This is a genomic window from Micromonospora sp. NPDC005163, from assembly GCF_053599835.1.
This window is the reverse complement of record NZ_JBSFYP010000017.1, coordinates 86,753-112,857: the sequence shown is the minus strand read 5'-3', so window position 1 is coordinate 112,857 and position 26,105 is coordinate 86,753. Positions and strand designations below refer to the sequence as shown.

Here is a 26,105-nt window from a genome sequence, read left to right as displayed (position 1 = left end):
GGTAGGACCGGTCATCGCTGGTCGAGTCGGACGAGCAGCGCGTTCACCTCGGTGTGCAGCCGGCGCAGCTCCGCGGCCGTCGGCGCCAGCTCGTAGCAGTGGTGGTGCGCGGCGGTCGAGAGCGCGGCCCACACGTACGCCACCCGCCGGGCCACGTCCGTGCCCGGCCCGAGCCGTCCGCGCAGCATCAGCTGCTTGGCTCGGCCCTGCCGGCAGGCCGCGACGGTCGGCTTGACCCGCCGCCAGTAGGCGTCGATGCCGCCTTCCAGGGCGAGCCGGATCAGGCAGGCGCAGGCCCGGGGCCACCAGCCGCCGGGAACGGCGACGGCCCCCAGCAGGCCGGAGCCGCGTAGCAACTGGTCGGCCGCCGCCAGGCAGCGCTGCGGCGTCGGCGCGGTCACCGCAGCGCCCCGGCCAGGAAGCGGGCGTCCGCGACCAGGCCCGGCAGGTCCGCCAGGTACGCGCCGTGCACGCCCTCCCGGCACGCCTCGTACGCGTCCACCGCCCTCCGGCCGTGCCGACGGCCCAGCTGGCTGCGCACGTCACCGCCCCGATCGGCATCGTCGAACAGCGCCAACGCGACGATGGTGGCCAGCCGACGCGACGCGGCCTCGATGGCCGCCTCGATGTCGTCGTGCGGGACACCCCGGGCGACCCGTACCCGCCAGACCACCCGGTGGCAGGCCGCCTCCACCGCCGAACGGCACAGCTCCGCCACCACCGGCCCGCGCACCTCGGCGGGGATGTCCTCGTTGCGCGACAGCGCGTGAGCGTCGTCCAGATACCGGGTCACCGGGTCCGAGCCCGGCCGCAGCGTCACCACCGACTTCTCCGCCCGGTGCACCTCGACGATGCGGGCGTCACCGAGGCCGAGCCGGGTGACCGCCTCGGGCAGCCGGGTGTCGTGGGTGAAGACCACCACCTGCCGCTGCTCGGCCAGCTCGGCGAGCACCCGCGCGAGACCGTCCACCTTCGACGGGTCCATGCTCTGCACCGGGTCGTCGACCACGATGAACCGGAACGGGCTCTCCGGCGCGCAACTGCGCGGCAGGAAGGTGGCCAGCCCGAGCGCCTGCATCTCACCCTGACTCATCACCCCCAGCGCGGTGCCGTTGTCGGCGCCGTCGACGCTCACCGGGAAGACCACCCGCCGCCGGGTGTTCGCGCCTTCGAGCGTCATCGCCCCCAACTCGACGTTGCTCTCCTGCCGCAACTGAGCCCAGATCCGCTGCGAGTGCCCGGCGAACGGCGCGACCCGCTCGTTGCGGATCTCCGTACCGGCGCCCTTCAGCCAGCCGCGCGCGGCCTTCAACCGGGCCAGGGTCGCCTCACGCGCCGGCAACCCGCCGGCCGCGGCCACCCACTCGCGCACCTCGGCCGCCTCCGCCCGCCAGCCGGTGTCGCGCTGCCGCAGAAACCCCTCCGCGTACGAACGCGCCGCGTCCGCCGCCGCCACCACCGCCGGGTACCGCGCGGCCAGGTGGTCGGCCAGGTCGGCCGGCTGCCCGGGTACGCGCCGCAGCGCGGCCACGGCATCGCGCAGCGCCCCGCCCGGCGGCTCCGACCCGGGACCCTCGGGCACCGCGAGATCATCGATCAGGTGATGCGTCTGCCGCAGCAGAGTCGTGAGCCGGGTCGCCGCCGTCTGAGCGGCGACACTGCGCTGCCGCAGGTCGGTCAGCGACTGCGCGGCGGCGGTACGCCACCCACCGTCGAGGGTGCCGGTCGCGCAGACCGGGCACGATCCGTCGCCCTCGTCCTCGTGATGTTCGAGGGCGAGACGGAGCAGCTCGGCGCTGCGCAGCGCGGCCCGGGACCGGCCGCCGTCGTACCGCAGGGCCTCGACCGCCGCCTCCCGCAGCTGACCAGCCAGCCGGGTCACCTCATCGACCGGCGGCGGAGCGAGAGCGGCGAGTTCCCGGCAGAGCAGCACCACTCCGTCGGTGGTCGGCTCGTCCGGCTCGTCGAGGATCGCCGTCACCGCCGCCAGGTCGACCACGCCCCGGCCACGTAGCAGCGCGACGGTCCGCCGGGCCCGGTCGTCGGTGATCCCGAGGAGCGTGTCGGCAAGGGCGGTCCGCTGTGCGCGTACCTCCTTGATGGTGGTGTCGTGCGGCCGGGCGGCGCGCAGCAGACGCTGGTCGGCGTCGGTGAGCGCGTCCAGACCGAGGATCGCGAACAGCGCGTCGAAGAGCTGGCTCTGCGTGCCGGCGGCGAGCTTGCCCAGCTCGGCGGCGGTGAGGAACGGCCGGTACAGCTCCAGCGGGCGGGCCAGACCCAGCTCGGAGAGGCCGTTGTGGCGGCCCCGGGCGCTGGTCACGGTCACCTCGGCGTCGGCCAGCTCGGCTCCGACCGGCCAGGCGCGGTGCACCCGGGTCGGCGTCGCCACCCCGTCGACCCGCAGCTCCACGCCGACCCAGCACGGATCCGGGTTGTGCAGGTTTCGCCACCCCGTACGCCAGACGCTCGTCTTGTCGGCCCACCGGGCGCTGTCGCCGGTGAGGGCGAGTTCGACGGCCTCGGCGAAGCTGGACTTGCCGGAGCCGTTGCGGCCGACGACCAGGGTGAGGCCCGGACCGGGGTCGATCTGAAGGGTCCGTTCCGGGCCGACGCCGCGGAAACCGGCGACGGTCACCGACTTCAGCCAGATCCGGTCCGCCGGTCCGTCGCCGGTGGGGGAGCGGGGGTCGAGCCGGGTGGGGGTGCCGGCGAGCGCTGCGGTCAGGTCGTCCTCGCTGGTCAGCGCGGCGAGGACCAGCTCGGCGGTCTCGGTCGGTACGTCGTCAGCGGCGGCGAGTCGGTCGAAGATCAGCTCGATCAGCGGTGCGGTCGGCTGGGGAGGCTGGGTCATGGTTCGTCTCCAGGCGTGTGGTGTCCGCGGGCCGACGACTCGTCGGCCCGCCCGGGGTGAGCGGTGGAAGTGGGGGTGGTGACGGTCGCGCGGGTCAGACCGTGGCGTTCGCGTGCCAGTCGCGCAGGAACGCGTCAACCAGGGCGTACGCCCGGGGGCGCAGGTCGAAGGACTCCTCTCGCCGGCGGCGGGCCATGTGGCACAGGCCGTCGGCGGCCTCGTTGAGGGCGTGGCCGCTGTGCCCCTTGACGTGCGCGAAGGTCAGGCCGGGGCGGCGGGCCACCTGCTCGGCGAGCCGGACCAGGGTCGGCTGGTCGGACCAGCGGCGCTCCCGCAGGCTGTAGCCGGCGGGCATCGCATCGGTATCGCCGGCCTGCCAGCGGTGCAGGTATCGCAGAGCCGTCAGGCTGTCCAGCAGCACGGTCATGCCGGTCGGCACCTCGTCGTACCCGGTCAGCAGGTAGTCGACCGCGCGCAGTTCGTCGACGAGCACCCGGGAGGCGCCGGTCGGATCGAGCCGGCCGGTACCCCTACCGAGCAGGCCGTAACGGCCGTCGCTGACCACGTACCCGATGCCACCGGCGCGGCCCTTCCAGCTGGCGTCGGTCGCCGCCACCAGCGGCGCGGACGCCGCCGCCCAGCGGATCACCCGGCCGCGCCCGTGCTGCTGGTTCAGGCGCGGCGGGACGTGCTCGGTGTGCTCGACAGCGAGCCGCTCCGCGGTGTCGAGCAGTTCGCTGGCGGAGGTCAGCTCGTCGTAGTGGGCGGCGGTGAGGGCGAGGCGGACGGCGTCACCGATCCGCTGGCAGTCGTCGCAGCGGGTCGGGCGGGCGTAGGGACGGAGGGTGAGTGCCCGGCCGTGCAGGGGTGGGGGGAGTTGGGCCAGGGCGCGGAGGAATTCATCGGGCCGCACGACGCCTCCTGACGTCTCAGGGGAGTTTCAGAGGACCTTGATGGAGTCGACCTGGAGCAGCGGAACGGTGGTCTCGCCGCCGGTCTGGGTGTCGTAGCTGTAGGAGCCGAGCACCGTGACGTTGGCGCGGAAGATGTCGTCCTCGACGAGGTTGTCGAGGTCCGACTGGGACCCGTTGAGGATGGTGTTGGTCTCGTAGTCGTAGTCGTCGGCCATTCGGCGGTGAGCGATGTCCGCCCGGAAGCTGTCGACGCCAGTGGCCGCGTCGAACTGGGTGACCCGCCCGTAAACGACGTAGGTCTTTCCCAGGTGGCTGTCCGGGTCCTTCGCGATCAGCTTCCACTGCCGCTCAGTGAGCGTCTTGTACGACGGCGGCTTCGGCTTGGGCGGCGGGGCCGTCTTGGCCGGGCTGGGGATGGCGCTGGTAGGGGCAGCGCTGGTCGGGGCGGCAGTGGTGGGAGCCGCTGTCGTCGGCGACGCGCTGGGGGGACTGATCGCAGGCGAACTGCTGGCACCGGCGGTCGCCTCCGGCTCGTCGCCGGCGACCGTGCCGATGACAGCGCCGCCGCAGCAGAGGGCGATGGCCAGGGCGATGCCACCGACAGCCCATGCCCGCACGTGGGACCGCTTCTCGTGGGTGGCAGGGCCGAACTCGCCGACGAGCGTGGCGTCGGCAGTCGCGGCGGACGCCGGAGCGCCGACGGGGGGCATCGAAGGCTGTGGCAGTTCGGTCGGCTGGTCGGGCGGTTTCGGGGTGGTCGGGTCAGTCATGACAGGGCTCCTCGTGTGAACAGGTGGGCTGTGAACAGCCGGGGCGGATCGTTCAGATCCGCCCCGGTGCTACGGGGGAGTGGTCAGCCGAGGGAGACGTCGACGCCGCCGGAGAAGGGCGAGTCGTGCAGCTCGAGCTTGGCGATCTTGACCTTCTTCGGGATGTCGAAGACGACGACGCCGCTGACCTGGTTGCCGGGGTTGACGTCGTTGAGGAACGTCTCGGCGTTCTTGTTGGCGTAGATCGCGGCGCCGGTGTCGGCGGAGTACTCGGTGCCGTCGGCCGCGTACGCCTTCTGGCTGCTGCCGTCGAACATCTGCGCTTCCTTGCCGATGTTCTTCACGTTGACGGTGACCAGGCAGAACTGGCCCTGCGCCTTCTGGCCGAGCAGGTCGCTGCCGACCTTGGTGACGCCGCACTTGGCGGACTTCACCGTGAACTCGAATTTGCCGTCGCGGGCCGCCTCGCCCACCTTGGCGGTCTTCGCCGGGGCGTCCTCGCCCTTGCCGCTGCCGCCGGAGCTCGTGGACGTGTCGGCGGCGCCGGAGCCGCAGCCCAGGGCGATGAGGCCGGTGGCGAGCAGAGCGAGAGTGGTGGTCTTGCGCATCGTTGTCCTCCTGATGTGAACGTTGCGGCGTCAATAAGAGCATCGTCCGACAACGGTGTCAACAGACAATCTCGTGCTTGACAGATGTGCGAGACTTTCGGCGTGCAGGAGAACCCGACCATCACGGCAGCGGAGATCGCCCGGCTCGCCGGGGTCGGTCGCGCCGCGGTCAGCAACTGGCGCAAGAGGCACGCCGACTTCCCCGCCCCGGTGGGCGGGACGACGGCGAGCCCCGAGTTCGACCTGATCCAGGTCGAGCAGTGGCTACGCACCCAGGGCAAGCTCCCCGAGCTCGCCACCGCCGACCGGCTCTGGCGACACCTCGCCGCGGCCAGCGACTCCCCAGCCGCCGGGCTCGCGGCCGTCGGCGCGCTGCTGTTGGCCCGTCAGCGCGGTTCCAGAAGCGGCCACCCCGACGCACAGCTCGCGCCACTGCTGCCCGACGTCGACGCCCTCGCCGACGAGCTGAGCCCGCAGGGTGCGTTCGACGAGCTGTGGCAGCGGTTCTCCGCACCGGGGCCCGGCCGCCCCTTCGCCACCCCCGACGACCTCGCCGACCTGATGATCGGGCTCGCCAGCGTCGGCGGCGGCTCAGTGCTCGACCCGGCCGCTGGCTCCGGCGCCATCCTGCGAGCCGCCGTCCGCGCCGGCGGCACCTCGGTCTACGGGCAGGAACTCGACGAGGACCTGGCCCGGCTCGCCGGCCTGTGGCTGGCCCTGCACGACGTACCCGGAGAGGTCTGCCCCGGTGACTCCCTGCGCGCCGACGCCTTCGCCGGCCGCACCGTCGACGCCGTCGTCTGCCACCCACCGTTCGGCGCCACCAACTGGGGCGACGAGGAGCTCGGCCACGATCCCCGCTGGATCGTCGGCACCACACCCCGCACCGAACCGGAGCTGGCCTGGGCGCAACACGCCCTGGCGCACCTGCGGGTCGGCGGGCACGCCGTACTGCTGATGCCGCCCACGGTGGCCAGCCGGCGCGCCGGCAAACGGATCCGCGGCGAGCTGCTGCGCCGAGGCCACCTGCGCGCCGTCATCGCGCTCCCGCCGGGGGTGGCGGCGCCGCACGGCGTACCGCTGCATCTGTGGGTGCTGCGGCGGGCCGCGGCCGACGCACCGCCACCGGCGCGGGCGCTGCTGATCGACGCCGCCGGAGGCGACCTGGCCGACACCGCTCCGCGCGTGCTGGCCGCGTGGCGGGCCTTCGCCGCCGCCCCGGACGCCGACGTCGAGGAAGCCGGCTTCGCCCGCCCGGTCCCGGTCATCGAGCTACTCGACGAGGAGGTCGACCTCACCCCCGCGCGCCGGCAACCGGCCGTCGGGGGCGAGGCTTCGGGAGAGCATCTGGTACGCACCAGAGAGCGGCTGGCCGCCATCGTCGGCGAGCTGCCGGCGCTGCTGCCGCAGGTCACACCTGCGCTTGAGGGGCCGGACGGTCTCTTCCTCACTGTGGGGGAGTTGGCGAAGACCGGGGCGCTCCAACTGATCGGCCCGGTCCGCGCTGGCACGTCCACACCCGCACCCGATGGGCCGCCGGTGCTCACCGTGCCGGACGTGCTCGCCGGGGTGGAGGCGTCCGGGCGGGTCGACGACCGGTTCGGGCAGGAGATCCTGCTCGCTGTGGGGGATGTGGTGGTGCCGATGATCGCGCGGCAGCTCATCCCGCGGGTGGTCACCGCCGACGGCGCGCTGTTGGGGCGCAACCTCTACCTGCTGCGACCCAATCCGGCGGCGCTGGACCCGTGGTTCCTGGCCGGGCAGCTGCGCACGTCGGCGAACGAGAAGCAGGCGTCGAGTCTCTCGGGAACGATGCGGTTCGACATTCGACGGGCGCAGGTGCGGCGGCTGTCGCTCGACGAGCAGCGGGCGCACGGGGACGCGTTCCGGCGCCTCGACGCCTTCGAGTCAGCGATCCGGCAGGCCGCCTCGCTGGGAGCGGAGCTGGCCCAACTCACTGCCGACGGCCTGGCCCGGGGAACGATCCGGCCGGACGAGACGCGATGACCGCCGTGCCCGGTCGCCTGCCGAGCGGCCCGCGTGTCGTCGGATATCAGACGGCGGGCCAGTGCTAACCGCCATTCGGACGCTTCCTCGTTGAAAGTTCAACGTTGTACGGTCATGCGTCCGACCAGCGTCGAGCCGACAGGCAGACGAGCAGTTTGGGTGGGTGTCATCGTGAGGGGGACGAATGACGCTGGGCAGAATCGGCGGCTACGAGTTGGTCCGGCCGCTGGGCTCAGGTGGTATGGGCGATGTGTTCTTCGCGGTGTCGCCGACCGCCGAGCGGGTCGCCGTCAAGGTGATCAAGCAGCACCTCATCGAGGCGCCCACGGTGCGCGAGCGGTTCGCCGCCGAGGTCGACAGCCTCAAGCTGGTCTTCGGATCCCGGGTTGCCCGCCTGGAGGGTGCCGACCCCTACGCGAACCCGGCCTGGCTCGCCGTCGAGTACGTCCCCGGGGCCACGCTGCGCCAACATGTCGACGCGCGAGGGCCGCTTCCGCTGCCGTTGGCCGCGATGGCCGGCGCGATGCTCGCCGAAGGCCTCGCCAAGGTGCACCAGGTCAAGCTGCTGCACCGCGATCTCAAGCCGCAGAACATCATCCTCGGCCCTGACGGACCCAAGCTGATCGACTTCGGCTTGGCGGTGCTGATCGAACGAGATGACTACCTGACCGAGCCGGGTGCCCTGGTGGGCACTCCCGCGTACATGTCACCCGAGCAGGTCAAGGGTGAACGGGACCTCACCCCGGCGGTCGACATCTATGCGCTCGCCGCGACGTTGGTTTTCGCCCTCACCGGCCACGGGCTCTACCCGCCGACCAACTCGTGGAACCTGCTGCTGCGCATCAGCGAGCCGGCCGACCTTCCTGATCTCTCCGAGGTGCCGGCCGAGCTGGTGCAGTTGCTCGGCACGATGCTCGCCTTCGACCCCACCGCCCGACCCGGCCTGACCGACGTTCGCGCTCGGCTGCTCGCGGTCGCCACCGCCGCCAGCGGCAAGAGCGTCCACGCCCTGCGCCAGGAGGTGGCGGCGCTCACCTACGACGGGGACACCGAGCTGCTGGTTCCGCCGGACCTGGATGATCCGCGACAGGACCCGGAGGGCGCACCGGTCATCGAGGCGGACACCGTCCCGGTGCCGGAGCCGGCACCCACGAAGGTCGACCCCGAGCGGCCCGCCAACCCCCGCGCTGACGTCACCTGGCTGGTCGACAAGATGCGCCGCCAGTACGCCCGCCGCTCGACCCTGTAGGAAGGCACCACCGATGACCACCTCCCAGGCCGCGACCTTCGCCCCGGGCTCCCGCATCGTCGTACGCGACGAGGAATGGCTGATCCGCAGCGTCAAGACCGGCACCGCGGACGGCACGATGGTGAAGGCGGTCGGCGTATCCGAGTTCGTGCAGGACGTCGAGGCCACCTTCTTCACCGCGCTTGAGGACATCACGCCGCTGGTGCCCGAGGAGACGGAGCTCGTCCAGGACACGTCGTCGCGGTTCCGGCAGAGCCGCCTTTTCCTGGAAGCGGTGCTGCGGCGTACTCCGCTGCCCCGCACCGAGCGTGGGTTGGCCCTCGCCGACCGGTTCCTGCTCGACCCACTGACCTACCAGCAGCGACCCGTCGAGCTGGCGCTGTCCGGCCTGCGGCCGCGGATCCTGCTCGCCGACGTGGTTGGCCTGGGCAAGACCCTGGAGATCGGGCTGATCCTCGCCGAGCTGATCCGCCGGGGCCGAGGTGACCGCATCCTGGTGGTCTCGCCGCAGCAGGTCCTCGAACAGTTTCAACGCGAACTGTGGACCCGGTTCGCGATCCCCCTGGTCCGGCTCGACTCGACCGGCATCCAACGCATCCAGCAGGAGATCCCGGCTGGGCGGAACCCGTTCACCTACTTCAAACGGGCCATCATCTCGGTCGACACCCTCAAGGACGCGGGCCAGTTCGGCCACCACCTCGACGCCACGACCTGGGACGCCGTCGTCATCGACGAGTCGCACAACCTCATCAACAAGGGCACGAAGCGCAACGAACTGGCCCGCCGCCTGGCCGCGAAGACCGACGCGCTGCTGCTGGCCAGCGCTACTCCGCACAACGGTGACAAGGAGTCGTTCGCGCAGCTGATCTCGCTGCTCGACCCGGCGGCCATCGCCAACGAGAAGGACTACCAGGCCAGCGACATCGCCCACCTCTACCTGCGCCGTACGAAGATCAGCCCGGAGGTACGCGACCAGATCGGCGACCGGTGGGCCGACCGCGGCCCATCCCAGGCCTTGCACTGCACAGCGACGCCGATCGAGGAGCAGATCTTCGACGAGCTGACCGATGTGTGGCTGGCCGGCAAGTGGACCGACGAGGCGATCACCGGGCAGCACCGGCTCTTCCCGTACACCTTGTTGAAGTCTTTCCTGTCCTCCCACCGCGCGCTGCACGAGACGGTGAACAACCGGCGCAAGAAGGCTGCCGGCACCGAGCGGGTGGCCCTGGACCGGCTCGCGGAGCTGACCTCCGCGATGACCGAGCAGGACTCCAGCAAGCTCAAGGGGCTGGTCGACGAGCTGAAGAAGATTGGTGTCGGCAAGAACAGCGACACCCGGGCGGTGGTCTTCTCCGAGCGGGTGCCGACCATCAAGTGGCTCGCCGAGGTAGTCCCCGGGCTGCTCGGTCTCAAGCCGAACGCGATCCGGGTGCTGCACGGCGGTGTGGCCGACAAGGACGAGCAGACGATCCTGCAGGAGTTCGAGCTGGCCGGCAGCGAGGTCCGGTTGCTCTTCACCGGCGACGTCGCCTCCGAAGGCGTCAACCTGCACCAGCAGTGCCACCACCTGATCCACTACGACATCCCGTGGAGCCTGATCCGGATCGAGCAGCGCAACGGCCGCATCGACCGGTACGGGCAGAAGCATCAGCCGCAGTTCCGCGCGCTCATCCTCACCTCCGACCGCGAGGACGCCAAGGACGACCGGACGGTCTCCGAGAAGCTGCTCAATCGGGAGGAGACCGCCCACCGCAGCCTCGGCAGCGTGGAGGCGGTGACGGGCCAGTACGACGCCAAGGCCGAGGAGGACCGGCTGGTCCGGGACCTGCTCGCCGGCAAGTCGGTGGACGAGTCCTACGACGCCGCCCACGAAGAGGTTGACGTGATGGCCGACCTCTTCGGGGAGGTCGGCACCGCGCCCGTGGCGGCGGACGTGCCCCTGGCTCGGGTGCCGAAGCTCTTCGACTCCACGCAGGACTTCGTCGACGCCGCGCTCTACGAGATCTACGAGGACCGGCCGGAGGACCACATCGACCTGCGCCGCGAGGACGAGTTGCTGACCTTCCTCGCCCCCGCCGACCTGGTGCACCGGCTCACCGACCTGCCCCGCTCCTACCTGCGCGCCCACCGCGAGGGCGAGGACCTGCGGCTCAAGGTCACCTTTGATCGCGCCCTCGCCCAGCGCAAGCTCGACCAGGCCCGGCAGAGCAAAACCCCCATGTGGCCGGACATCGCCTTCCTCAGCGACGTACACCCGATGGTCGACTGGCTGGTCGACAAGGTCCTGATTCGGCTCGGCCGCCAGCAGGCGCCGGTCCTCACCGCCGATGTGGCCGCGCCGACGTTCCTGATCCAGGGCGTCTACGCCAACCGCCTCGGCCAACCCACGGTTGTCCAGTGGATGGCCGTCTCCGGCCTGTCAGTGTCGCCGACGATTCGGCCCATGGACGAGGTGCTGCGCGAGGCCAACGTCGGCCCCACGATGGTGAACCGCGCCGAGGCCATCGCCATCGACCCGCTGAAGGAGTTGTTGCCGGAGGCCGTCGAGGTTGCCCGCCAGTATCTCGAGGGCAAGCGCGCCGAGTGGGCCGAGGCCAACGCCGAGCCGTTGCAGAAGCACCGCCAGCAGCTGACGACCTTCAAACAGGCCAGCCTCACCGATGAGCTGCCCGGCGCGCATCGGGAGAAGCGACGCCAACGCGTCGACGCCACCGTCCAGGAGCAGCACGACCTGCTCGACCGTTTGGAAACCGCCGGTGACCCGCTACTGCGGGTGCTCGCCGTCCTCGTACCGTCCTCGGAGAGTGCCGCATGAGTTTCGAGTCGCTGACCAACCGCGGCGAGTACCTCTCCGCGCACTACCTCGCCGAGATCCTGCCCACCACCCTCAAGGGCGGTCTGCTCAAGCAGTGGGCCGAGGACGAGAAGGCCAACCGGGTCACGCCACGCGCCGGGCTGCGCGGCATGCGGCGGCCGTACTTCGACGCCAAGACCGAGCTGACCGACGCCGACTTCTTCGACCCTGAGCGGTTGCGCAAGCAGCACCAGGACGTGCTGCGGGCGCTCGGCTTCGAGCCGCAGCCGCAGACCATCACCGTCGAGCGGACCGGCCAGGAGCACGAGGTCCACGTCGCCCACGCCGAGCTGGGCACCGTACACGGGATCATCGCGCTGGACTGCGGTTGGGCGGTCGATACCGAGGCAGCCCAGGACCAGGACGACGCCGGCCGCCTGCTCGACCCGCTCGCCCTGTCGAGCACCGAGACCATCGAGACAGGCGCCAAACTCGCCTCCCTGCTCTTCGCCGCCGACAGTCCGAAACCCCGCTACGTGCTGATCCTCAGCGGGGGTGTGATCACCCTCGCCGACCGCACCGTCTGGGGTGAGGGCCGCTACCTGGCCGTCAGTCTCGACACCGCCTACGCCCGCAACGACGACAAGGAACTCGACGTCGTCGCCGCCCTCTTCGGCGCCGACTCGCTGCGCCCACCCGCCGAGGGCGGCACCGAACCCCTCGCCGACCTGGTCGCCGGATCCCGCCAGCACGCCGTGGGCGTCTCCAGCGAACTCCGCGAAGGCCTGAAGGTCTCCGTCGAACTCATCGCCAACGAGGTCCTCGACCAGATCCGGCAGGCGGGCTACCACCCGCAGCAGGTGATGGACCTCGACGAGCTGGCCAAGGAACTCGGCCGGGAGTCGCTGCGATACCTGTACCGGATCCTGTTCCTGCTCTACGCCGAGGCCCGCCCCGAACTCGGCGTCCTGCCGGTCAACGACCCCCAGTACGTCGAGGGCTACAGCCTCGCCCGCCTCGGTGACCTCGTCTCGCGGCGGATGGCCCCGTCCGCCGAGGGCCGCTATCACCTGTACGAGTCCCTCGACCTGCTCTTCCGCATGGTCAACGAGGGGCACCGGCCGCGCGGCGGCGCCGAGGTCGACGACAAGGCCAGCGAGGGGGAGGGGCTGCGCTTCGAACCGATGCGCTCCGACCTGTTCCTGCCGGAGAAGACCAAGCTCATCGGACGGCTGATCGCCGAACCAGGCAGCGACCCCGATGATCCGGACGCTCCGAAGATCGACACTCGGCTGCGCAACAAGGTCCTCTACGAGGTGCTGCGCCGGCTGATGCTCACCAAGGGCGGCAAGAAGCGCCGCGGCGGCTTCATCTCGTACGCGCAGCTCGGCATCAACCAGCTCGGCGCCGTCTACGAGGGCCTGATGTCGTACACCGGTTTCGTCGCCACCGAGCAGCTCTACGAGGTCGCCAAGAACGGCGACCCGAAGGACGGCTCGTGGATGATCCCCGCCTCCAAGGTCGATGAGTACGACGACGGCGTCTTCGTCTACAAGGAGGACCCGTACACCGGTGTCCGAAGCCGGGTCAGCTACCAGCCCGGCCAGTTTGTCTACCGGCTCGCCGGCCGGGACCGGCAGACCAGCGCCTCCTACTACACGCCGCAGTCGTTGACCGAGGTCACCGTCCAGCTCGCCCTCAAGTACCGGCTCGACCAGGACGACACGGTCACGCCGGCCCGCGAGCTGCTGGACTGGACGATCTGCGAACCAGCGCTCGGCTCCGGCGCATTCCTCAACGAGGCCATCAACCAGGTCGCCGCCGAATACTTGCGCCGCCGCCAGAAGGAACTCGACACCACCCTCGATCCCGAGGACTACCACCTCGAACTCCAGCGGGTGAAGGCGTACATCGCCCTGCACAACAGCTACGGCGTAGACCTCAACCGCACCGCCGTCGAGTTGGCCGAGGTGTCGCTCTGGCTCAACGTCATGCACGCCGGCCTCCAGGCGCCCTGGTTCGGCCTGCACCTCCAGCGCGGCAACTCCCTCATCGGCGGCGGGCGTAAGACCTACACCCCGAAGCAGCTCGCCGACAAGTCTTGGCTCACCACCGCGCCCAAGGAGCAGCCGTACCGGGACGGGCCGATCGACGAGGGCAGCATCCACCACTTCCTGCTCCCGGCCGACGGCTGGGGCGCGGTCGCGGGCGAGAAGGAGGCCCGCGAGCTGGCGCCAGCCGAAACCGCACGACTAAAAGCATGGCGTACGGCGATGAAGCGCACGCCGTCGGCCAAGGGCAAGAACTCGCAGGTCCAGCGTTTGCAGGCCCTCGCCCGACGGGTCGAGTTCCTGTGGGGGCTGGTGCAGCAGCGCCTCGACATCTCCGAGCGGGAGATCCGCCGCGACATCGCAGTCTGGGGTGCCGACGACCTGCCGGCGGTCACCGAGGCGGTGCCCCGGGAAGAGATCCTCGCCGACCTGACCGCGCCGGGCACACCGTACTGGCGGCTCAAGACGCTGATGGACGTCTGGTGCGCGCTGTGGTTCTGGCCGCTGGACAAGGTTGGGCTGCTCGACGGTTCCGACCCGGTATACCCGGCCGCGCCCGTCCAGGTCTCACACATCAAAGACGAGCCGGCGTACGAGGAACCGGTGGTCTACGAGGTCGCGGACATCTTTGGGAGCGTGCAGCCGCAGCAGATGAAGCTGCCGACGAAGTCGACGGGCACCCGACGGATGTCGGTGGCCGAACAGCTCCGCCGGCAGGTGCCGCTGTCCAACCTGGATGACTGGTTGACGTTCGCCGAAGCGCTCATCGGCCGCAGTGATGTGGACGAGAACACCGGGAGGTTCTACGGCCGGACGCTAACGAGTCTGGGCGAGATGAGTGAGTTCGAGCGCAAGCTCGATGGTGTCATCGGCGTGGACTCGCCTTGGACTCTCTCCGACCGGTTCCCCTGGCTGCTCGCTGTCGACCATATTGCCGACCAGCACGGCTTCTTCCACTGGGAACTGACCTTTGCCCAAGCCTTCGCCAAGGGCGGCTTCGACCTCCAAGTCGGCAACCCGCCGTGGGTCCGCCCGGACTGGCTGGAAGAAATTGTCCTGGCGGAGCTGGACCCGTGGTTCCGGCTAGCGGAAAAGCCGAGCATCGATCGATGGCGGTCGCAAAAGAATTCGAGCCTTGACACATCCAGGCGCAAGCTTGACTATCTCAACGAGTTGGCCGCAAACGTGGGCGTCGTCCAGATGCTCGGTAGTGCAACGATCTATCCGGACCTTGCAGGTACCCGTCCCGATCTCTACCGCGCATTTATGTGTAGAACTTGGGGTAATTCGGGTCGTACTGGCCTTGCTGGACTAATACATCCTGACACACACTTCGCCGGTGCCCGGGAGGGGGCCCTCCGAACTGCGGCCTACACCCGTCTCAGGTTTCATGCCCACTTCTCGAATCGTCTCCAACTATTTGATGAGGTAGAGGGAACTCGTCAGTTCGGCATTCACATCTATGGGTCGGTCCGACCCGTACGCTTCACCCACGTGAGCTGGTTATTCTCACCCGGCTCTCTCGTTTCCTCTTTCGACCACGATGGAAGCGGGGAGGTTCCGGGAATTAAACATCTAGGAAAGTGGGACGTGCGGCCGCACCGCAGTCGGCTGATCCACGTAGATCGGGAAACGCTCGCTGAGTGGCGGCGTCTGGTCGGTGAACAGGACCGCCCTCTAGAGCAAACTCGCCTGCTTTTTCCTGTGACCTCCACCGAAGAAAGCGCGATGAATGCCCTTGCGCGCGCTCGGTTCAGGTTACGCGACTTGAATCCGGTTACTAGCCTCGGGTTCGATGAAGGAAAGGCAAAAAAGGATGGACTGATTGTATGGGACACCGGCCGCCGTCGCTCCTGGTCTGAGGTTGTCCTTCAAGGTCCTCATATCGGAATCGCAACGCCGATGGCTAAGGAGCCACTCGAGCCCTGCCGGTCGAATCGAGACTGGCGGACACCTGAACATTCGACGATCTCTCCCGATGCTGTTCCTTCCGCTAATTACCGTCAACTCGCAACGGACGACAAATTCGTGGCGGCGCAAGACGTGTGGTTTGGTAAGAGATACTCTGAGTTTTACCGCGTTGCATGGCGAAAGATGATCCCCTTCGACACTGAGCGTAGCTTTTACGCCGCCCTCGTTCCGCCGGGGCCCACGCATGTCGATGGTGTCAATACCATGAGGTTAGAGAGCGCTCTGGCGACAGTTCTCGTTGCCGGATTCTGGGCTGCGCTACCGCTCGATTACCTTCTTAGGGTCTGGGGCAAGAGTGACGTTCGTATGACTGAGGCGCGGAATCTTCCGGCGCCAGATCCGAGTCATCCGCTGGCGCCAGCGTTGGCCTTGCGCACCCTGCGGCTGAACTGCATCACTAACGCCTACGGAGGGCTTTGGCAAGAAGTGTGCGAGCAATTCCGGTTGTCTGCTGAGGGTTGGGCCGTGTCTTGGCCGGGGTTGGGCCCGTTGGAGCGAGTTCGGTCGCAGTGGGAGTGGGAGAGCGCTTTGCGGAGCGAGCGTTCACGTCGCGCCGCATTAGTGGAAATTGACTCCCTGGTCGCAGTCTGGTTAGGGCTGAAGTGTGACGAGCTGATATCAGTATATCGGTCCCGCTATCCTGTTATGGCGGATTATGAATCCAGCATGTGGTTCGATGCTCGAGGCAGGAAGATCTCAGCAAACCACAACGCTTTCGGGGTCGGCCAAACTGCAGCCGACTATCTCGATCTCATCAAGCACCTTGAGCAACCGGAAACGAACCCAATGCCGGTTGGCTATGCCGCGCCGTTGTATAAGGCGGATCGGGAGAATGAGTACCGGCAGGCGCATGCCGTGTTCAGCAAGCGGCTTCAGGATGCGATCGACGCGGGCTGGCAGCCGTCGTAGTCCGTTACCCCTCTTTCACCCCCGAAGGAGAGCAGATGGCTCCGAGTAACCACTAGAAGCACCAAGCTGGACGGCACCTTGCGGTGGCTGAGGCTCTGCTGCACGGCCATTCGGCGAGCCTGCACGGTGCGCAGACCTTCGTGACGATCAACGGTAGGACGGCGGCTGTGCAGGTCGCCGCGCAGGGCGGCTGGATGATCGCGGACATCGACAAGATGACGGCGATGTCGGTCGACCTCTACGTCCTCGTCGATGTGACCGACGGACGCCGGGACTTCTACGTTGTGCCCGGAGACGACCTGCGTGCCGGGGTGCGCGAGCGGCACGACGAGTTCATGGCGAGTGTTGGCGGCGTTCGCCCGCGCAACCCGGATAGTCGGCATGCCGCGATCTACCCGGCGAATGTGGAGGCGTGGCGGAACCGGTGGTCGCTGTTCGAGGATGTGGCCAGCCCGCCATTGGGGGACGCGACCTCCTGACCGATTGCGTGACGGGAGCGCGTCCGGCGCGTCCGCCGGCTGCGCTTCCGTCTGATGTACGGCTCAGTGCCCAGACTTGGTGACCCGGACGAAGCTGGTCCAGGCGGCAGGGGAGAAGATGAGAGCGGGTCCGGCCGGGTCCTTGCTGTCGCGCACCGCGACGAGGCCGGGCAGGTTGTCGGCTACCTCTAAACAGTTGCCGTTGTTATCGCCGCTGCGGGTGCTCTTCCGCCACTGGGCACCGAGCAGGTCGTCAGCCATGATGGACCTCTTCCTTGATCTTGCCGATCATCCTTCTTGATTGTTCCTCATCAAGCGCGAGGTCGAGGAGGCTCGCCCAGACCTTCTCGTAGACCGCGAACTCGTCCGGCCTGTCGAGGTAGAGCGCACCGGTCACCGACTCGCTGTAGACAACGGACTGATCAGGCACGACCCGGTTGACGAGCGGGAAATCGAGCATGACGAACGCCCCAGCCAGTGCACCGTAGTGCGCACCGGCCGATAGTGGCAGCACGCGGATCGACACGTTGGGTAGCTCGGCACGCTCAAGAAGGCGTTCCAGCTGCTCGGCCATGACCGTGGGGCCGCCAACGCGTCGAAGCAAGACGGCCTCCGATAGGACCCACTCCAGCTTGGGTGCCTTTGGGAGCCGGCGAACAAGGATCGACTGTCGGCGGCGGCGGACTTCCAAGACCTCTTCCAACTCGTCAGCCGGCATGTTGGGACGGTTCTGGTAGACACCACGCGTGTAACCCGGAGTTTGAAGCAGCCCGGGGACCAGAGTGTCGTCGTGCTCCCGCAGCCGCGAGGCGGCGGATTCCAGGCCGACGTAGAGCTCGAACCAGTCGGGGACGGCGTCGCCGTACGAGTGCCACCAGCCCTTGGCTTTGGTTTCGTTGGCCAGGGCAGTGAGGGCGCCGGCCAGGTCGGGCGTCGCCGCGTACAGCTCGCACATGGCCTTGACGTCGAGGGCGCGGACCGGGCCGAGGCCGGTCTCGATGCGCCACATTTTCTGCCGGCTGCACTGCAGCACCTCCGCTGCCCCGTCCAGCGTCATCGGGGCCTCGGTGCGCAGCTCGCGCAGCGCCCGCCCGAGCTGCCGTCGAGGCACTGTCGATCCCATGTCCTCGGCCATCGGCTCCCGCCCTCTCCACGTTGCATTTTGTTACATCCAGACGCCATCGCTGAAACGCGCGGTCGTTGCCCCCGATAACCAATTCTACTGGGTGTTGCCTCGCAGGTCGATTACGCCTTCTGACCATACAAGACACCCCCGACAGGAGTCACGAACGCGCAATTCCCACGCGCGGTTAATGGCGTACTGTCGGGGGTGGAATGGTGTCGAGCGAGGTTTACAGTTCGTGGCGAATCCGGGCCAGGCCGCAGGTGAGCAGGATGCCGAGAATGACCAGCCCGGTCCTCGTCCAGGGCACGTCCATGCCCGGCCGGACGCCGATGGAGACCGCCACCGCCAGTTGCGCGGTGAGGACGAGGCAGATGAGGACGCTCAGCACCCGGTATCCGACCCCGTAGAAGGACCACCAGGTCACCGTGCCGAACACGGCCGGGACAACCATCAGCAGGCTCAGCCCGATCAGCGGCGCAGCGAGCTTCCACCGCAGCAGAGCGCTCCCGGCCGGGTGCGATGCCTGCGGGTCAACTGTCGATGACCCGCAGAAAGACCGTGCCGCTGCGGGCGTCGAGGTAGACGGTGCCGTTGTACTGTGACGTCCGCACGTCCTCGGCGTACTGCTCGCTGACCTGCCAGGTGCCGTCAGTGGGCAGGAATGGGCGTAGCTCGGCGCTCAGCGGCGCGTCCCAGTTGGGCGGCGCGGGCTGCCATTCGTACCCTTTGATGGTTGTGGCCAGGGTGTCGGGTCGCAGCACGACCACGGCCTCGATGCGCGTGTCGGTCGGCCCGGGGACCCCGAGGGTGTCAGCCCCGTCCGTTGCTGCTTGCCAGTGGACCTCTGCGAAGTCACCGAGGCGCGGAAACCGTGTGGCGATCGGGTTCCGGTCGGTCCGTACCGGTGCCGGGCTCACGCTGACGGTCCCCTCTGTCGGCGCATCGTCGGAAACGCTGTCGGAGCATGCGGTGAGGGCCAGGACGAGCACCGTCGGCAGAAGCCCGATGCGAAGGTCACCGTCGGAACGTCCATCCGTCCGGTCCTCGCCGGGGGCTTGCCGCTCGGGGGCAGTCCCGCCGCTGACGTCAGGCGACTCGCCGATGGTCCACATCACAGTGCGCTGGCCGGGGTGTCGGCCCAGTCGGGCGCGAACAGGTCGACCTGTCCCGTCCGCAGTTGGCGGGCCAGGTCATGCAGGGTCGAGGCCGCTCCCGGTCAACGAGCCGGTCTCTGGAATCCGCCTGCCATCTCATCACCGGTCTTCATGGCGTCTGCAGCGGCGCCGGTTTTGCGTTGGGGTCCGCGTCAACCGCTGCCATCGAGGACCCGGACGACCAGGACGGTGCCATCGCGGCCGAACGAGTACACGCTGCCGTCGGCCGGCAGCGCCGCTCGCCTGGCGAAGAAGGTCGGCGCATCCCTCAGGTAGGCGCCGATCCGGCCGTCGGACAGCTCGCGGTAGAGGTGGCTCTCCACGCCCCGGAAGACCTCCAGGACCCTGCCACGGCCCAGGGGTGCGCGGTGCTGGGTGCCCTCCGCGAAGAGCCCGTTGGGCAGCTCGAACGTCGCCGCGCTACTCGTCGCCCACGCTGGATCCAGGTCGAACAGCCCCGGTTGGAATGCCGGATCCTCCGTTCCGCGCTGGCGGGGGGTGGCGTAGCTGCTGGCGGCTTCGCTGTTTCCGGCGAAGAGCAGGGCGGTGGCCGCCACGGCGCGGGTCAGGATCTGGGTGAACCAGCCACGCTGCTGCTCGGGTATGTCGAAGACCTGGGGTGCGCCGGGTGGCAGCTCTTCGGTCAGGTCCGGCTCGGCGATGGTCTCGTCCGCCGGGACTGGTACGCCGGTAGGCGCCTGTCTCGCTTCCGTCTGGTCAGGGGCGACCGTGCGCGGTCGCCAGAATTGGTCCCTAGGGCTCGTGCTCAACAGGCCGTCAAGTTCCTCGTCATCACCGGACCACAACTCGTCATCCCCAGGCGGATCGAGCACGTAGGCGGTGATCCCGGCCTGGGTGAGGTGCGAGGCGACCATCAGTGACGGCGGGTGGTGCCCGCCCACCGACAGCGCCTCCACCTGTACGGCGGCTCGGGCGAGCTGCCCGTGGATAAAGCTGGGCGGCTGGTGGGTGCCCTTGCACTCCAGGATCACGATCTTCATCCGCCGGCGGGTCTTCGTAGCGTGGTGCCCGAGCAGGATGTAGTCCGGCCGCTTCTTGGTGCGGGAGACCGACTCCACCGCGCCGGCCCCGTCCACGAAGCCGGCCTTCAACGCCACCTCTGCGTCGACCGCATGGAACGTCCACCCCCGATACTGTCGGCGAAGCAGATTCTTGGCGACGACGAGGGCCAGGCCGATGCCCAACTGCTCGGACTGGGTCACCTTGTGGTGGTAGACGACCTCGTTGGCATCCGGCGTCAGCGCGAGACGCCCACCGCTCTTGGTTAGCGTGGCGCAGTAGCGGACTGCGGCCCAGTGCCGAGCCACCTGTGACAACGGGGACGCGGTCAGCAGGGTGGTGGCCACCCCCAGCTCGTGCAGCACCTGCGCTGGACTGGTCCGCATCCCACCGGTGCCGACGTCCACCGCGGTCAACGTCTTGTGGTGCCAGTACGCCTCTCGCGTCTTGGCGTGTGTCTCGGCGTACCGGAGCACGTCGTTGACCAGCTGATCGGAGGAATTGAGCGCCAGTAGCGACTGGTAGCTCAGGGATTGCACGAGCGAATCAATCTCCACGCCCACCCCCGGTGCTGACGCACTGCATGAGCCAGACACCCACAGTGATCGAGAAACTTCAGCGTGTCAATGCGAGGATCGTTCGGTCTCAGTCGGTGCCGCCCCGCATCAATGCCGCGATGCGTTCGCGAATTGTGGCAGCGCGCGCGTCGTTAAGCCCGGACAGCAGGGAGTGAGCCTCCCGCCGGTGCTGTCCGGCCTCCTCGGAGCGGCCCGCGGCCGCCAGCGCGGCGGCCAGGTGGTCCAGCGTCAGGGCGAGTTGCCAATCGTCCCCGAGTTGCCGGTGGACCACCGCCGCGCGCAGGTGGAAGGCAGTTGCCTCGTTCGCCTGCCCAAGCTCCCGGTATGCCTCACCGGCGCCGTCGAGGGCCATCGCCTCCCGGCTGCGGTCACCGAGCCGGCGCTGAATCGTCGCGGCCCGGTGCACTGCCTCCAACGCCTCGGCCGGCCGGCCGAAGGCGCGCAGCACCCGCGCGTACTCCACCAGCCAGTGCCCCAGCCACAGCGGGCTCGCGCCCTCGGCGATGGCGATGGCCGCCTCGATCGCGGCGAGCGCCTCCCCGGTGCGGTCGAGCTCCCGCAGGGTCATGCTCAGGAAGAAGAGCGAGTTTCCCTCCTGCCCGCGGTCGTCAATCGCCCGCTGCACCACGAGCGCCCGTCCTAGCAGGTCGGCAGCCTCGGGCAGGTCACCCAGCTCGTAGCGGGTCTCGGCGAGATTGCTCAGCAGCAGGGCCTGCCACCGCTGGTTGCCGAGCCGCTCGAAGATCGCCAGGCTCTCGCCGAAAGGGTGAGCGAGTCGGTGAGACGACGGTGGCGCAGGCCCAGCAACCCGAGCGCGTTGATCGACACGGCTGTGCCGTACTCGTCGCCGATCTCCCGTCGGATGACCAGTGCGGCCCGATGGTGTTCGGCGGCCTCGGTGAGCTGGCGGGCCTGGAAGTGGGCCTTGCCGAGGCTCTCCAGCGCCTCCGCCTCGCCGCGCCGGTCGCCGAGCGTGCGGGCCGCCGCCAGCCCGATCCGGGTCGTGGCGAACCAGCTTTCGAAGGCGTTCTGATGCATGAAGACGCTGCGCAGCAGCGCCGTCAGGCGCCAGGCGATCTGCGGTACGCCGGCCTCGGCGGCCACTCGCGTGGCCGCCACCAAGTTGTCCCGCTCGGCGTCGAACCAGGCGTCCGCTTCGGCGCTGGTCGCGAAGGCGAGCGGCGTGACGTCGGTCGGCGGATCCAACGGTACGGTCCGGTAGAAGGGCAGGGTACGGGCCAGCGCGGCGTCGGCGGTGTGCAGATACCAGTCCAGCCCGCGGCGCAGTGCCGCCTGCCGATCCTCGGCGCTTTCCAGGTGCCGGACCTGGTCGACCGCGTAGGCGCGCAGCAGGTCGTGGAGCTGGTAGCGTCCCGGCGCGCTCTGCTCTAGCAGGTGCGCGCGGACCAGGGCATCGAGCGGCTGCCGTACCCGGGACACCGGCCCGCCGGTCAAGGCGGCGGCGGCCGGGGCGCTGAGGTCCGGGCCGGGGTGCAGCCCGAGCAGTCGGAACAGCCGGGCCGCCGTCGGGTTCAGTGCCCGGTAGGACCAGGCGAAGACCGCGCGTACCGCGTCGGACTCCTCATCTTCCACGGCGGTGAGCGCGTCCCACAGGGCCGACTCGTCGCGCAGATCCTGGATGAGCTCGCCGAGCGGCATGAACGGCCGGCTCGCCGCACGCTCGGCGGCGATGCGCAGCGCCAGCGGCAGCCGGGCGCAGAGTCGCGCCAGTTCGGTCAGCTCGTCGGGGTCGTCGCCGCTGCGGTAGGGCGAGGTGATGTCGCGCAGGAGGGTGACCGCGTCCTCCTCGGTCAACATGCGCAGCGTCAGCCGTCGACCACCGTCGCGGGTGGCCAGCCCGGAGAGCATGTTCCGACTGGTGACCACGACCAGGCAGTGGTCTGTGCCCGGCAGCAGCGGGCGCACCTGCCGCGCGGTGGCGGCGTTGTCCAACACCACCAGTACGCGCCGACCGGCCAGTCGGGAGCGGTACAGCGCCGCCCGGTCGTCCGGGTCGGCGGGCACCGCCGAGGGCGGTACGCCGAGGGCCCGCAGGAAGCGGTCGAGAATCTGCTCCGGCTCAGCCGGCTCGCCCGGGTCGTAGCCGCGCAGGTTGGCGTAGAGCTGCCCGTCGGGAAACCGGTTCCGGATGCTGTGCGCCCAGCGCACGGCGAGGGAGGTCTTGCCGACGCCGGCCGTCCCGGTGATCACCGACAGGGTGACGTCGTTGCTTTGGTGCCCGTCGGTGAGCAGCCGGTTGAGTGCCCGTAGCTCCTCGACTCGGTTGACGAAACCACGTACGTCACCGGGGAGCTGCTGTGGTAGCTCCTGAGGAGCCGCCTCCCCGTGGAAGTGCACGCCGCCGTACACGTCGCGGGCCTGGACCAGCTCCGCCGGGCCGGACAGCTCGGACCGGTTCACCTGCGCTGGCCCTTGCCCGGCTCCGCCCGACCCGACGCCTTCCACGTCTCACCCCGCGCGGGGAGGCTCCAACGGCGCCACTACGCGGCCGAAGAACCCATCCAGCGGTTCACCGTCCTGGTAGAGGGACTCGATGAAGGCCTGGCAGCGCGTCACCAACTCGGGGTCACGCCAGCGGCGGGCGGACGCCAGCACACCATCGGCGTCGTAGACGGCCTCGTACATCACCTCGGTGCCGAGGGTGTAGATCTCCGGCAGCGGACCACCCGACTCGGCCGCCCTCACCGCGTCGGCGCCGACCACCCGGGTCAACCCACCGTATTCATGCCGCAGTCGCAGCACGTGCAGCTCCCACTGAAGGTAAGGCGTGAGAGGCTCTTCGACGACCCGGACCCGCCGGGTAGCGAACCCGTTCTCGGCGATCCGCCGGTGGTAGCGCTGAAACTCTGGACGGCGGGCCTTGAGGATCCGCAGCGAATCGTCCCACCGCCCGTCGGCGAACGCCTGCCACCCCCCGTCGCCGGGCTCCTTGAAGGTCTGCTGCCGTTCCAGCTTCCAGAAGCCCGGATCGGTGGTCCTCCAGAACCGATCCTCGAAGTCGGCCCAGTAGTTCTCCAGGCGGATTCGCTCACCGGGATCCCCACCGAACAGGTCATGCATCAGGTATGTCCACCTTCGCCGCGATCATGGTCGATCGGGGAATGATGATAAGCCGCTCGCCCGGGTCCACCGAGGCTCCGGCCGGAAGTCGTTCACGGTAGGTCTCGGTGAGGTCCTGCCCGATCACCGCGATGTCACCGTTGCTCAACTCCCAGACGTCGGGGCAACTGCCGTCGCCGGAGGTGTTGCCCAACTCGTGTGAGGACTTACCCCAACGTCGTGTGAGCTCGGCGGCAGGGTCCGCTTCCCAACGCTGTCCGCTCATGGAGACCTCCGAAGTCGGGTATTCGCGCGAGCACCCAAGGTAACATCGAGGCCGCTTGATGGGTGCCGCCCGTGTCTTGTCTCATCGAGCACGCGGCGATGGCGGGAGGCGGAACTATGACCGACCCGATCATGGTCACCGCGGCGACGACGCTTGTCGCGTGGGCGACCACCGAGCTGGCCCAGAGCGGACGGGCGGCGGTGTCCTCCCTGATCGGATTCCTGCGCACCCGGTTCCAGCACGAGCCGGCATCGCGTGCCGCCATCGAGGGCGCCTTGCAGCAGCCTTCGCCGGAGGCGGTGGGCCGCCTCGCCGAGCTGCTCGATCGGGAGTCGCACCGCGACGTGGCCTTCGCCGCTGAGCTGCGTGCGCGGTGGTCGCAGGTCGAGGTCACCGTTGCCGAAGGCGCCGGCGGTGTCGCGAACTCAGTCGCCGGTGACGTGCACGGGCCAGTGGTGCAGGCGCGGGACATCCACGGCGGTATCTACCTCGGCGACGGTCCGCCCCGACACTGACCACATGGCACCCGGCAGCCTCATGAGCAGCGAGCGGAAGAGCAGTACCCAAATGATATGCGAAGCATTTGCACTCGTCTCCGGACGGGCCGGCTACCCAACTTCGCTCATGACCTGCTCCCTGAAGTCGAGCCACAGTGGCCCACTCGCTTACGCTTTTGTCTCGAGTAGTGGCACGGTACCCGCTCGAACGAGACCCTCGCCTTCCGTCACAGCTTCTCGCAGTTGCTCAACGAGTTGGCGCAGGATCGCGTCGAGGTCGACCTGGTCTCTCGTCTCGGCGATGATCGCTTCACGCACGTCGTCGACGAACGGCTGCCAGGTGTCGCGAGCGCGCTGCGTGCACTCAGTGACGACGCGTTGTCGCTTCTCGGCTGCCGCCTTGTCCTGATTCAGGCGCACGCGATCCGCTCCCTGCTCGTCGACGACTTTCGCCAGGTAGGCGGCAAGGGGAAGAGCGGCTTCGGCGATGCCGATGTGCCGACTCAGGTCCCCGGCCGCCTTCGCCGCAATGGCCTTCCCGCCGGGGATCGGCCTGGGTGCGTTCGCGGCCTTCAACATACCGATCAACATGGTCCCGACCGTCTCGACATGTTCTGCGACACCGCGGGGCCCTGCCGAGGTCGTGGAGGCATCCTCCCCGGACCCGAGTGTCGCGGCCAGCGAAGCGAAGCCGGCCCAGGAGGGTCGGGCGCGCTCTCGCTCCTTGGTCTTGCGGATCGACTGCTGCAACCGCTGGAGGCGGACCTCGTGTTTGGTGAACCACTCGTCGAGCGTGCGCTGAATCTCGGCCTGAAGTTCATCGGTGCCGGAACTCGGCTCCCACGACCGCCGCATCACCTCCTCGACGAGACCGTCGAGGCTGGCGTGGGCGGCCCGATCAAGAGCGTCGAGTTCGCTCTCCCATCCGTCGCGGCGAGCGACGCCACTGGCAGCTACTTCGGCACGTGCCGTGTAGTCCGCCAGTTGCCTCCGCAGTTCGGTCACGGTTTCGTCCAGGATCGCTGTCCAGTACCGTTGCCCGGCCGCATGTCGCCATCCGGGCAGTGCCGAAGGGGACACCGCCTCGACAGCATTCGCAAGGTCCCTCATGCCGTCCCAGCCACGGAAGTCATCCCAGATCTCTCGGCTGAGATCGGTGTCCGGCCCTGCCGTCTGGAACGGGTCCTGCGAGACAACGAGAACCGGTGTCCTGTCGTCCAAGTCGAACAGTTCTCGCAACTCGCGAACCTTGCACTCACTCAGTTCCCGGTACTCCGCGAGACCGTACTCTGGGTCCACACCTGCCTCGTCGAACCGCGAGATGACGAACCACATCGTTCCCACCGGCCACCCCTGCGTGAACAGCTTTTGAAGCATGTCACGCTCGGCGGTCGCCAACTGTGGAGTCAGTACCGCGATGCCGACGTCCGTGAGCCCGACCGCCGCCATTGCTCGGCGCGAATTGTTCTGTGCGCGAATGTCGGACGCACCGACCGCGAATCCGGGAGTATCGCGGATTATGCACCCACCGACCTCGACGTCGTTGACCTCGAAGGTTTCGTGGCGTGCGCTGATCGTGAGCCAGCCGGGTACATCGCCGCCCGAGTCGACGAGCAACCGGCGGAGTAGGGAGCTCTTGCCGGTGTCGTAGGACCCGAAGAGGGTCACGACCGGTTTGTCCAGCTTCTCGAACGCGTCCCAGTCGTCGACGTACTGCCCGGCCAACGATCCGCCTGGAAGTCGCCCCAGCCAGTCTCGCACTGCATCGATGTCGACCACTG

21 protein-coding genes are annotated in these 26,105 nt (G+C 68.9%); 6 read left to right on the top strand and 15 right to left on the bottom strand.

Annotation, left to right across the window (positions count from 1 at the left end; all coding sequences use genetic code 11):
- Positions 1-11: 11 nt before the first annotated feature.
- The 5 genes from ACWD6N_RS14605 to ACWD6N_RS14585 form a co-directional block, all read right to left on the bottom strand.
- Complete coding sequence (locus ACWD6N_RS14605; protein WP_450004903.1) at positions 12-401, bottom strand: hypothetical protein; 390 nt, start codon at positions 399-401, stop codon at positions 12-14.
- On the bottom strand, positions 398-2,851 hold the full coding sequence (locus ACWD6N_RS14600; protein ID WP_450004902.1) for an AAA family ATPase: 2,454 nt from the start codon (positions 2,849-2,851) through the stop codon (positions 398-400). The genes ACWD6N_RS14605 and ACWD6N_RS14600 overlap by 4 nt, the downstream gene beginning before the upstream one ends.
- A gap of 94 nt (positions 2,852-2,945) precedes the next feature.
- Positions 2,946-3,764: an RNase H family protein gene (locus tag ACWD6N_RS14595; protein ID WP_450004901.1), complete on the bottom strand. Its 819-nt coding sequence runs from the start codon at positions 3,762-3,764 to the stop codon at positions 2,946-2,948.
- A gap of 27 nt (positions 3,765-3,791) precedes the next feature.
- Entirely contained in the window at positions 3,792-4,535 is a 744-nt protein-coding gene (locus tag ACWD6N_RS14590) for a hypothetical protein (protein ID WP_450004900.1), read from the bottom strand.
- Positions 4,536-4,618: 83 nt separating this feature from the next.
- On the bottom strand, positions 4,619-5,143 hold the full coding sequence (locus ACWD6N_RS14585) for a DUF4352 domain-containing protein (RefSeq protein WP_450004899.1): 525 nt from the start codon (positions 5,141-5,143) through the stop codon (positions 4,619-4,621).
- 84 nt (positions 5,144-5,227) lie between these two features.
- Between ACWD6N_RS14585 and ACWD6N_RS14580 the strand changes: the two genes are divergently transcribed.
- The 5 genes from ACWD6N_RS14580 to ACWD6N_RS14560 all read left to right on the top strand — a co-directional run bounded on the left by ACWD6N_RS14580 (position 5,228) and on the right by ACWD6N_RS14560 (position 16,603).
- Entirely contained in the window at positions 5,228-7,150 is a 1,923-nt protein-coding gene (locus tag ACWD6N_RS14580; protein WP_450004898.1) for an N-6 DNA methylase, read from the top strand.
- A 184-nt stretch (positions 7,151-7,334) separates the two neighbouring features.
- Complete coding sequence (locus tag ACWD6N_RS14575; protein WP_450004897.1) at positions 7,335-8,399, top strand: serine/threonine-protein kinase; 1,065 nt, start codon at positions 7,335-7,337, stop codon at positions 8,397-8,399.
- Between the two features lie 13 nt (positions 8,400-8,412).
- The gene (locus tag ACWD6N_RS14570; protein WP_450004896.1) at positions 8,413-11,214 is read left to right on the top strand and encodes a helicase-related protein; all 2,802 of its coding nucleotides are present in this window, start codon (positions 8,413-8,415) and stop codon (positions 11,212-11,214) included.
- A complete protein-coding gene (locus tag ACWD6N_RS14565) occupies positions 11,211-16,124 on the top strand; it encodes a class I SAM-dependent DNA methyltransferase (protein WP_450004895.1) in 4,914 nt (1,637 codons plus the stop codon). The genes ACWD6N_RS14570 and ACWD6N_RS14565 overlap by 4 nt, the downstream gene beginning before the upstream one ends.
- Before the next feature lie 83 nt (positions 16,125-16,207).
- Positions 16,208-16,603, top strand: coding sequence for a hypothetical protein (locus ACWD6N_RS14560; protein WP_450004894.1), 396 nt, complete (start codon positions 16,208-16,210; stop codon positions 16,601-16,603).
- A 63-nt stretch (positions 16,604-16,666) separates the two neighbouring features.
- Here ACWD6N_RS14560 and ACWD6N_RS14555 read toward each other — a convergent pair whose 3' ends face one another.
- The 9 genes from ACWD6N_RS14555 to ACWD6N_RS14515 all read right to left on the bottom strand — a co-directional run bounded on the left by ACWD6N_RS14555 (position 16,667) and on the right by ACWD6N_RS14515 (position 23,827).
- Positions 16,667-16,864, bottom strand: coding sequence for a DUF397 domain-containing protein (locus tag ACWD6N_RS14555; protein ID WP_450004893.1), 198 nt, complete (start codon positions 16,862-16,864; stop codon positions 16,667-16,669).
- A complete protein-coding gene (locus ACWD6N_RS14550; protein WP_450004892.1) occupies positions 16,857-17,738 on the bottom strand; it encodes a helix-turn-helix domain-containing protein in 882 nt (293 codons plus the stop codon). Before ACWD6N_RS14550 ends, ACWD6N_RS14555 begins: the two co-directional genes overlap by 8 nt.
- A 217-nt stretch (positions 17,739-17,955) precedes the next feature.
- A complete protein-coding gene (locus ACWD6N_RS14545) occupies positions 17,956-18,180 on the bottom strand; it encodes a hypothetical protein (RefSeq protein ID WP_450004891.1) in 225 nt (74 codons plus the stop codon).
- A gap of 79 nt (positions 18,181-18,259) precedes the next feature.
- Entirely contained in the window at positions 18,260-18,841 is a 582-nt protein-coding gene (locus tag ACWD6N_RS14540) for a hypothetical protein (RefSeq protein WP_450004890.1), read from the bottom strand.
- A 194-nt stretch (positions 18,842-19,035) separates the two neighbouring features.
- A complete protein-coding gene (locus ACWD6N_RS14535; RefSeq protein WP_450004889.1) occupies positions 19,036-20,442 on the bottom strand; it encodes a hypothetical protein in 1,407 nt (468 codons plus the stop codon).
- Positions 20,443-20,548: 106 nt separating this feature from the next.
- Positions 20,549-21,145 carry a tetratricopeptide repeat protein gene (locus ACWD6N_RS14530; RefSeq protein ID WP_450004913.1) on the bottom strand — a complete coding sequence of 199 codons (597 nt, stop codon included), beginning with the start codon at positions 21,143-21,145 and terminating at the stop codon, positions 20,549-20,551.
- A gap of 35 nt (positions 21,146-21,180) precedes the next feature.
- Positions 21,181-22,902, bottom strand: coding sequence for an ATP-binding protein (locus ACWD6N_RS14525; protein WP_450004888.1), 1,722 nt, complete (start codon positions 22,900-22,902; stop codon positions 21,181-21,183).
- A 48-nt stretch (positions 22,903-22,950) separates the two neighbouring features.
- Positions 22,951-23,562, bottom strand: a complete 612-nt coding sequence (locus ACWD6N_RS14520) for a DUF6879 family protein (RefSeq protein ID WP_450004887.1) — start codon at positions 23,560-23,562, stop codon at positions 22,951-22,953.
- Complete coding sequence (locus ACWD6N_RS14515) at positions 23,555-23,827, bottom strand: hypothetical protein (RefSeq protein WP_450004886.1); 273 nt, start codon at positions 23,825-23,827, stop codon at positions 23,555-23,557. The genes ACWD6N_RS14520 and ACWD6N_RS14515 overlap by 8 nt, the downstream gene beginning before the upstream one ends.
- 116 nt (positions 23,828-23,943) lie before the next feature.
- Here ACWD6N_RS14515 and ACWD6N_RS14510 point away from each other — a divergent pair, with 116 nt between their 5' ends.
- Positions 23,944-24,342, top strand: a complete 399-nt coding sequence (locus tag ACWD6N_RS14510; protein ID WP_450004885.1) for a hypothetical protein — start codon at positions 23,944-23,946, stop codon at positions 24,340-24,342.
- Positions 24,343-24,492: 150 nt separating this feature from the next.
- Here the strand turns inward: ACWD6N_RS14510 and ACWD6N_RS14505 are convergent, their stop codons facing one another.
- Entirely contained in the window at positions 24,493-26,103 is a 1,611-nt protein-coding gene (locus ACWD6N_RS14505; RefSeq protein ID WP_450004884.1) for a hypothetical protein, read from the bottom strand.
- Between the last annotated feature and the right edge of the window lie 2 nt (positions 26,104-26,105).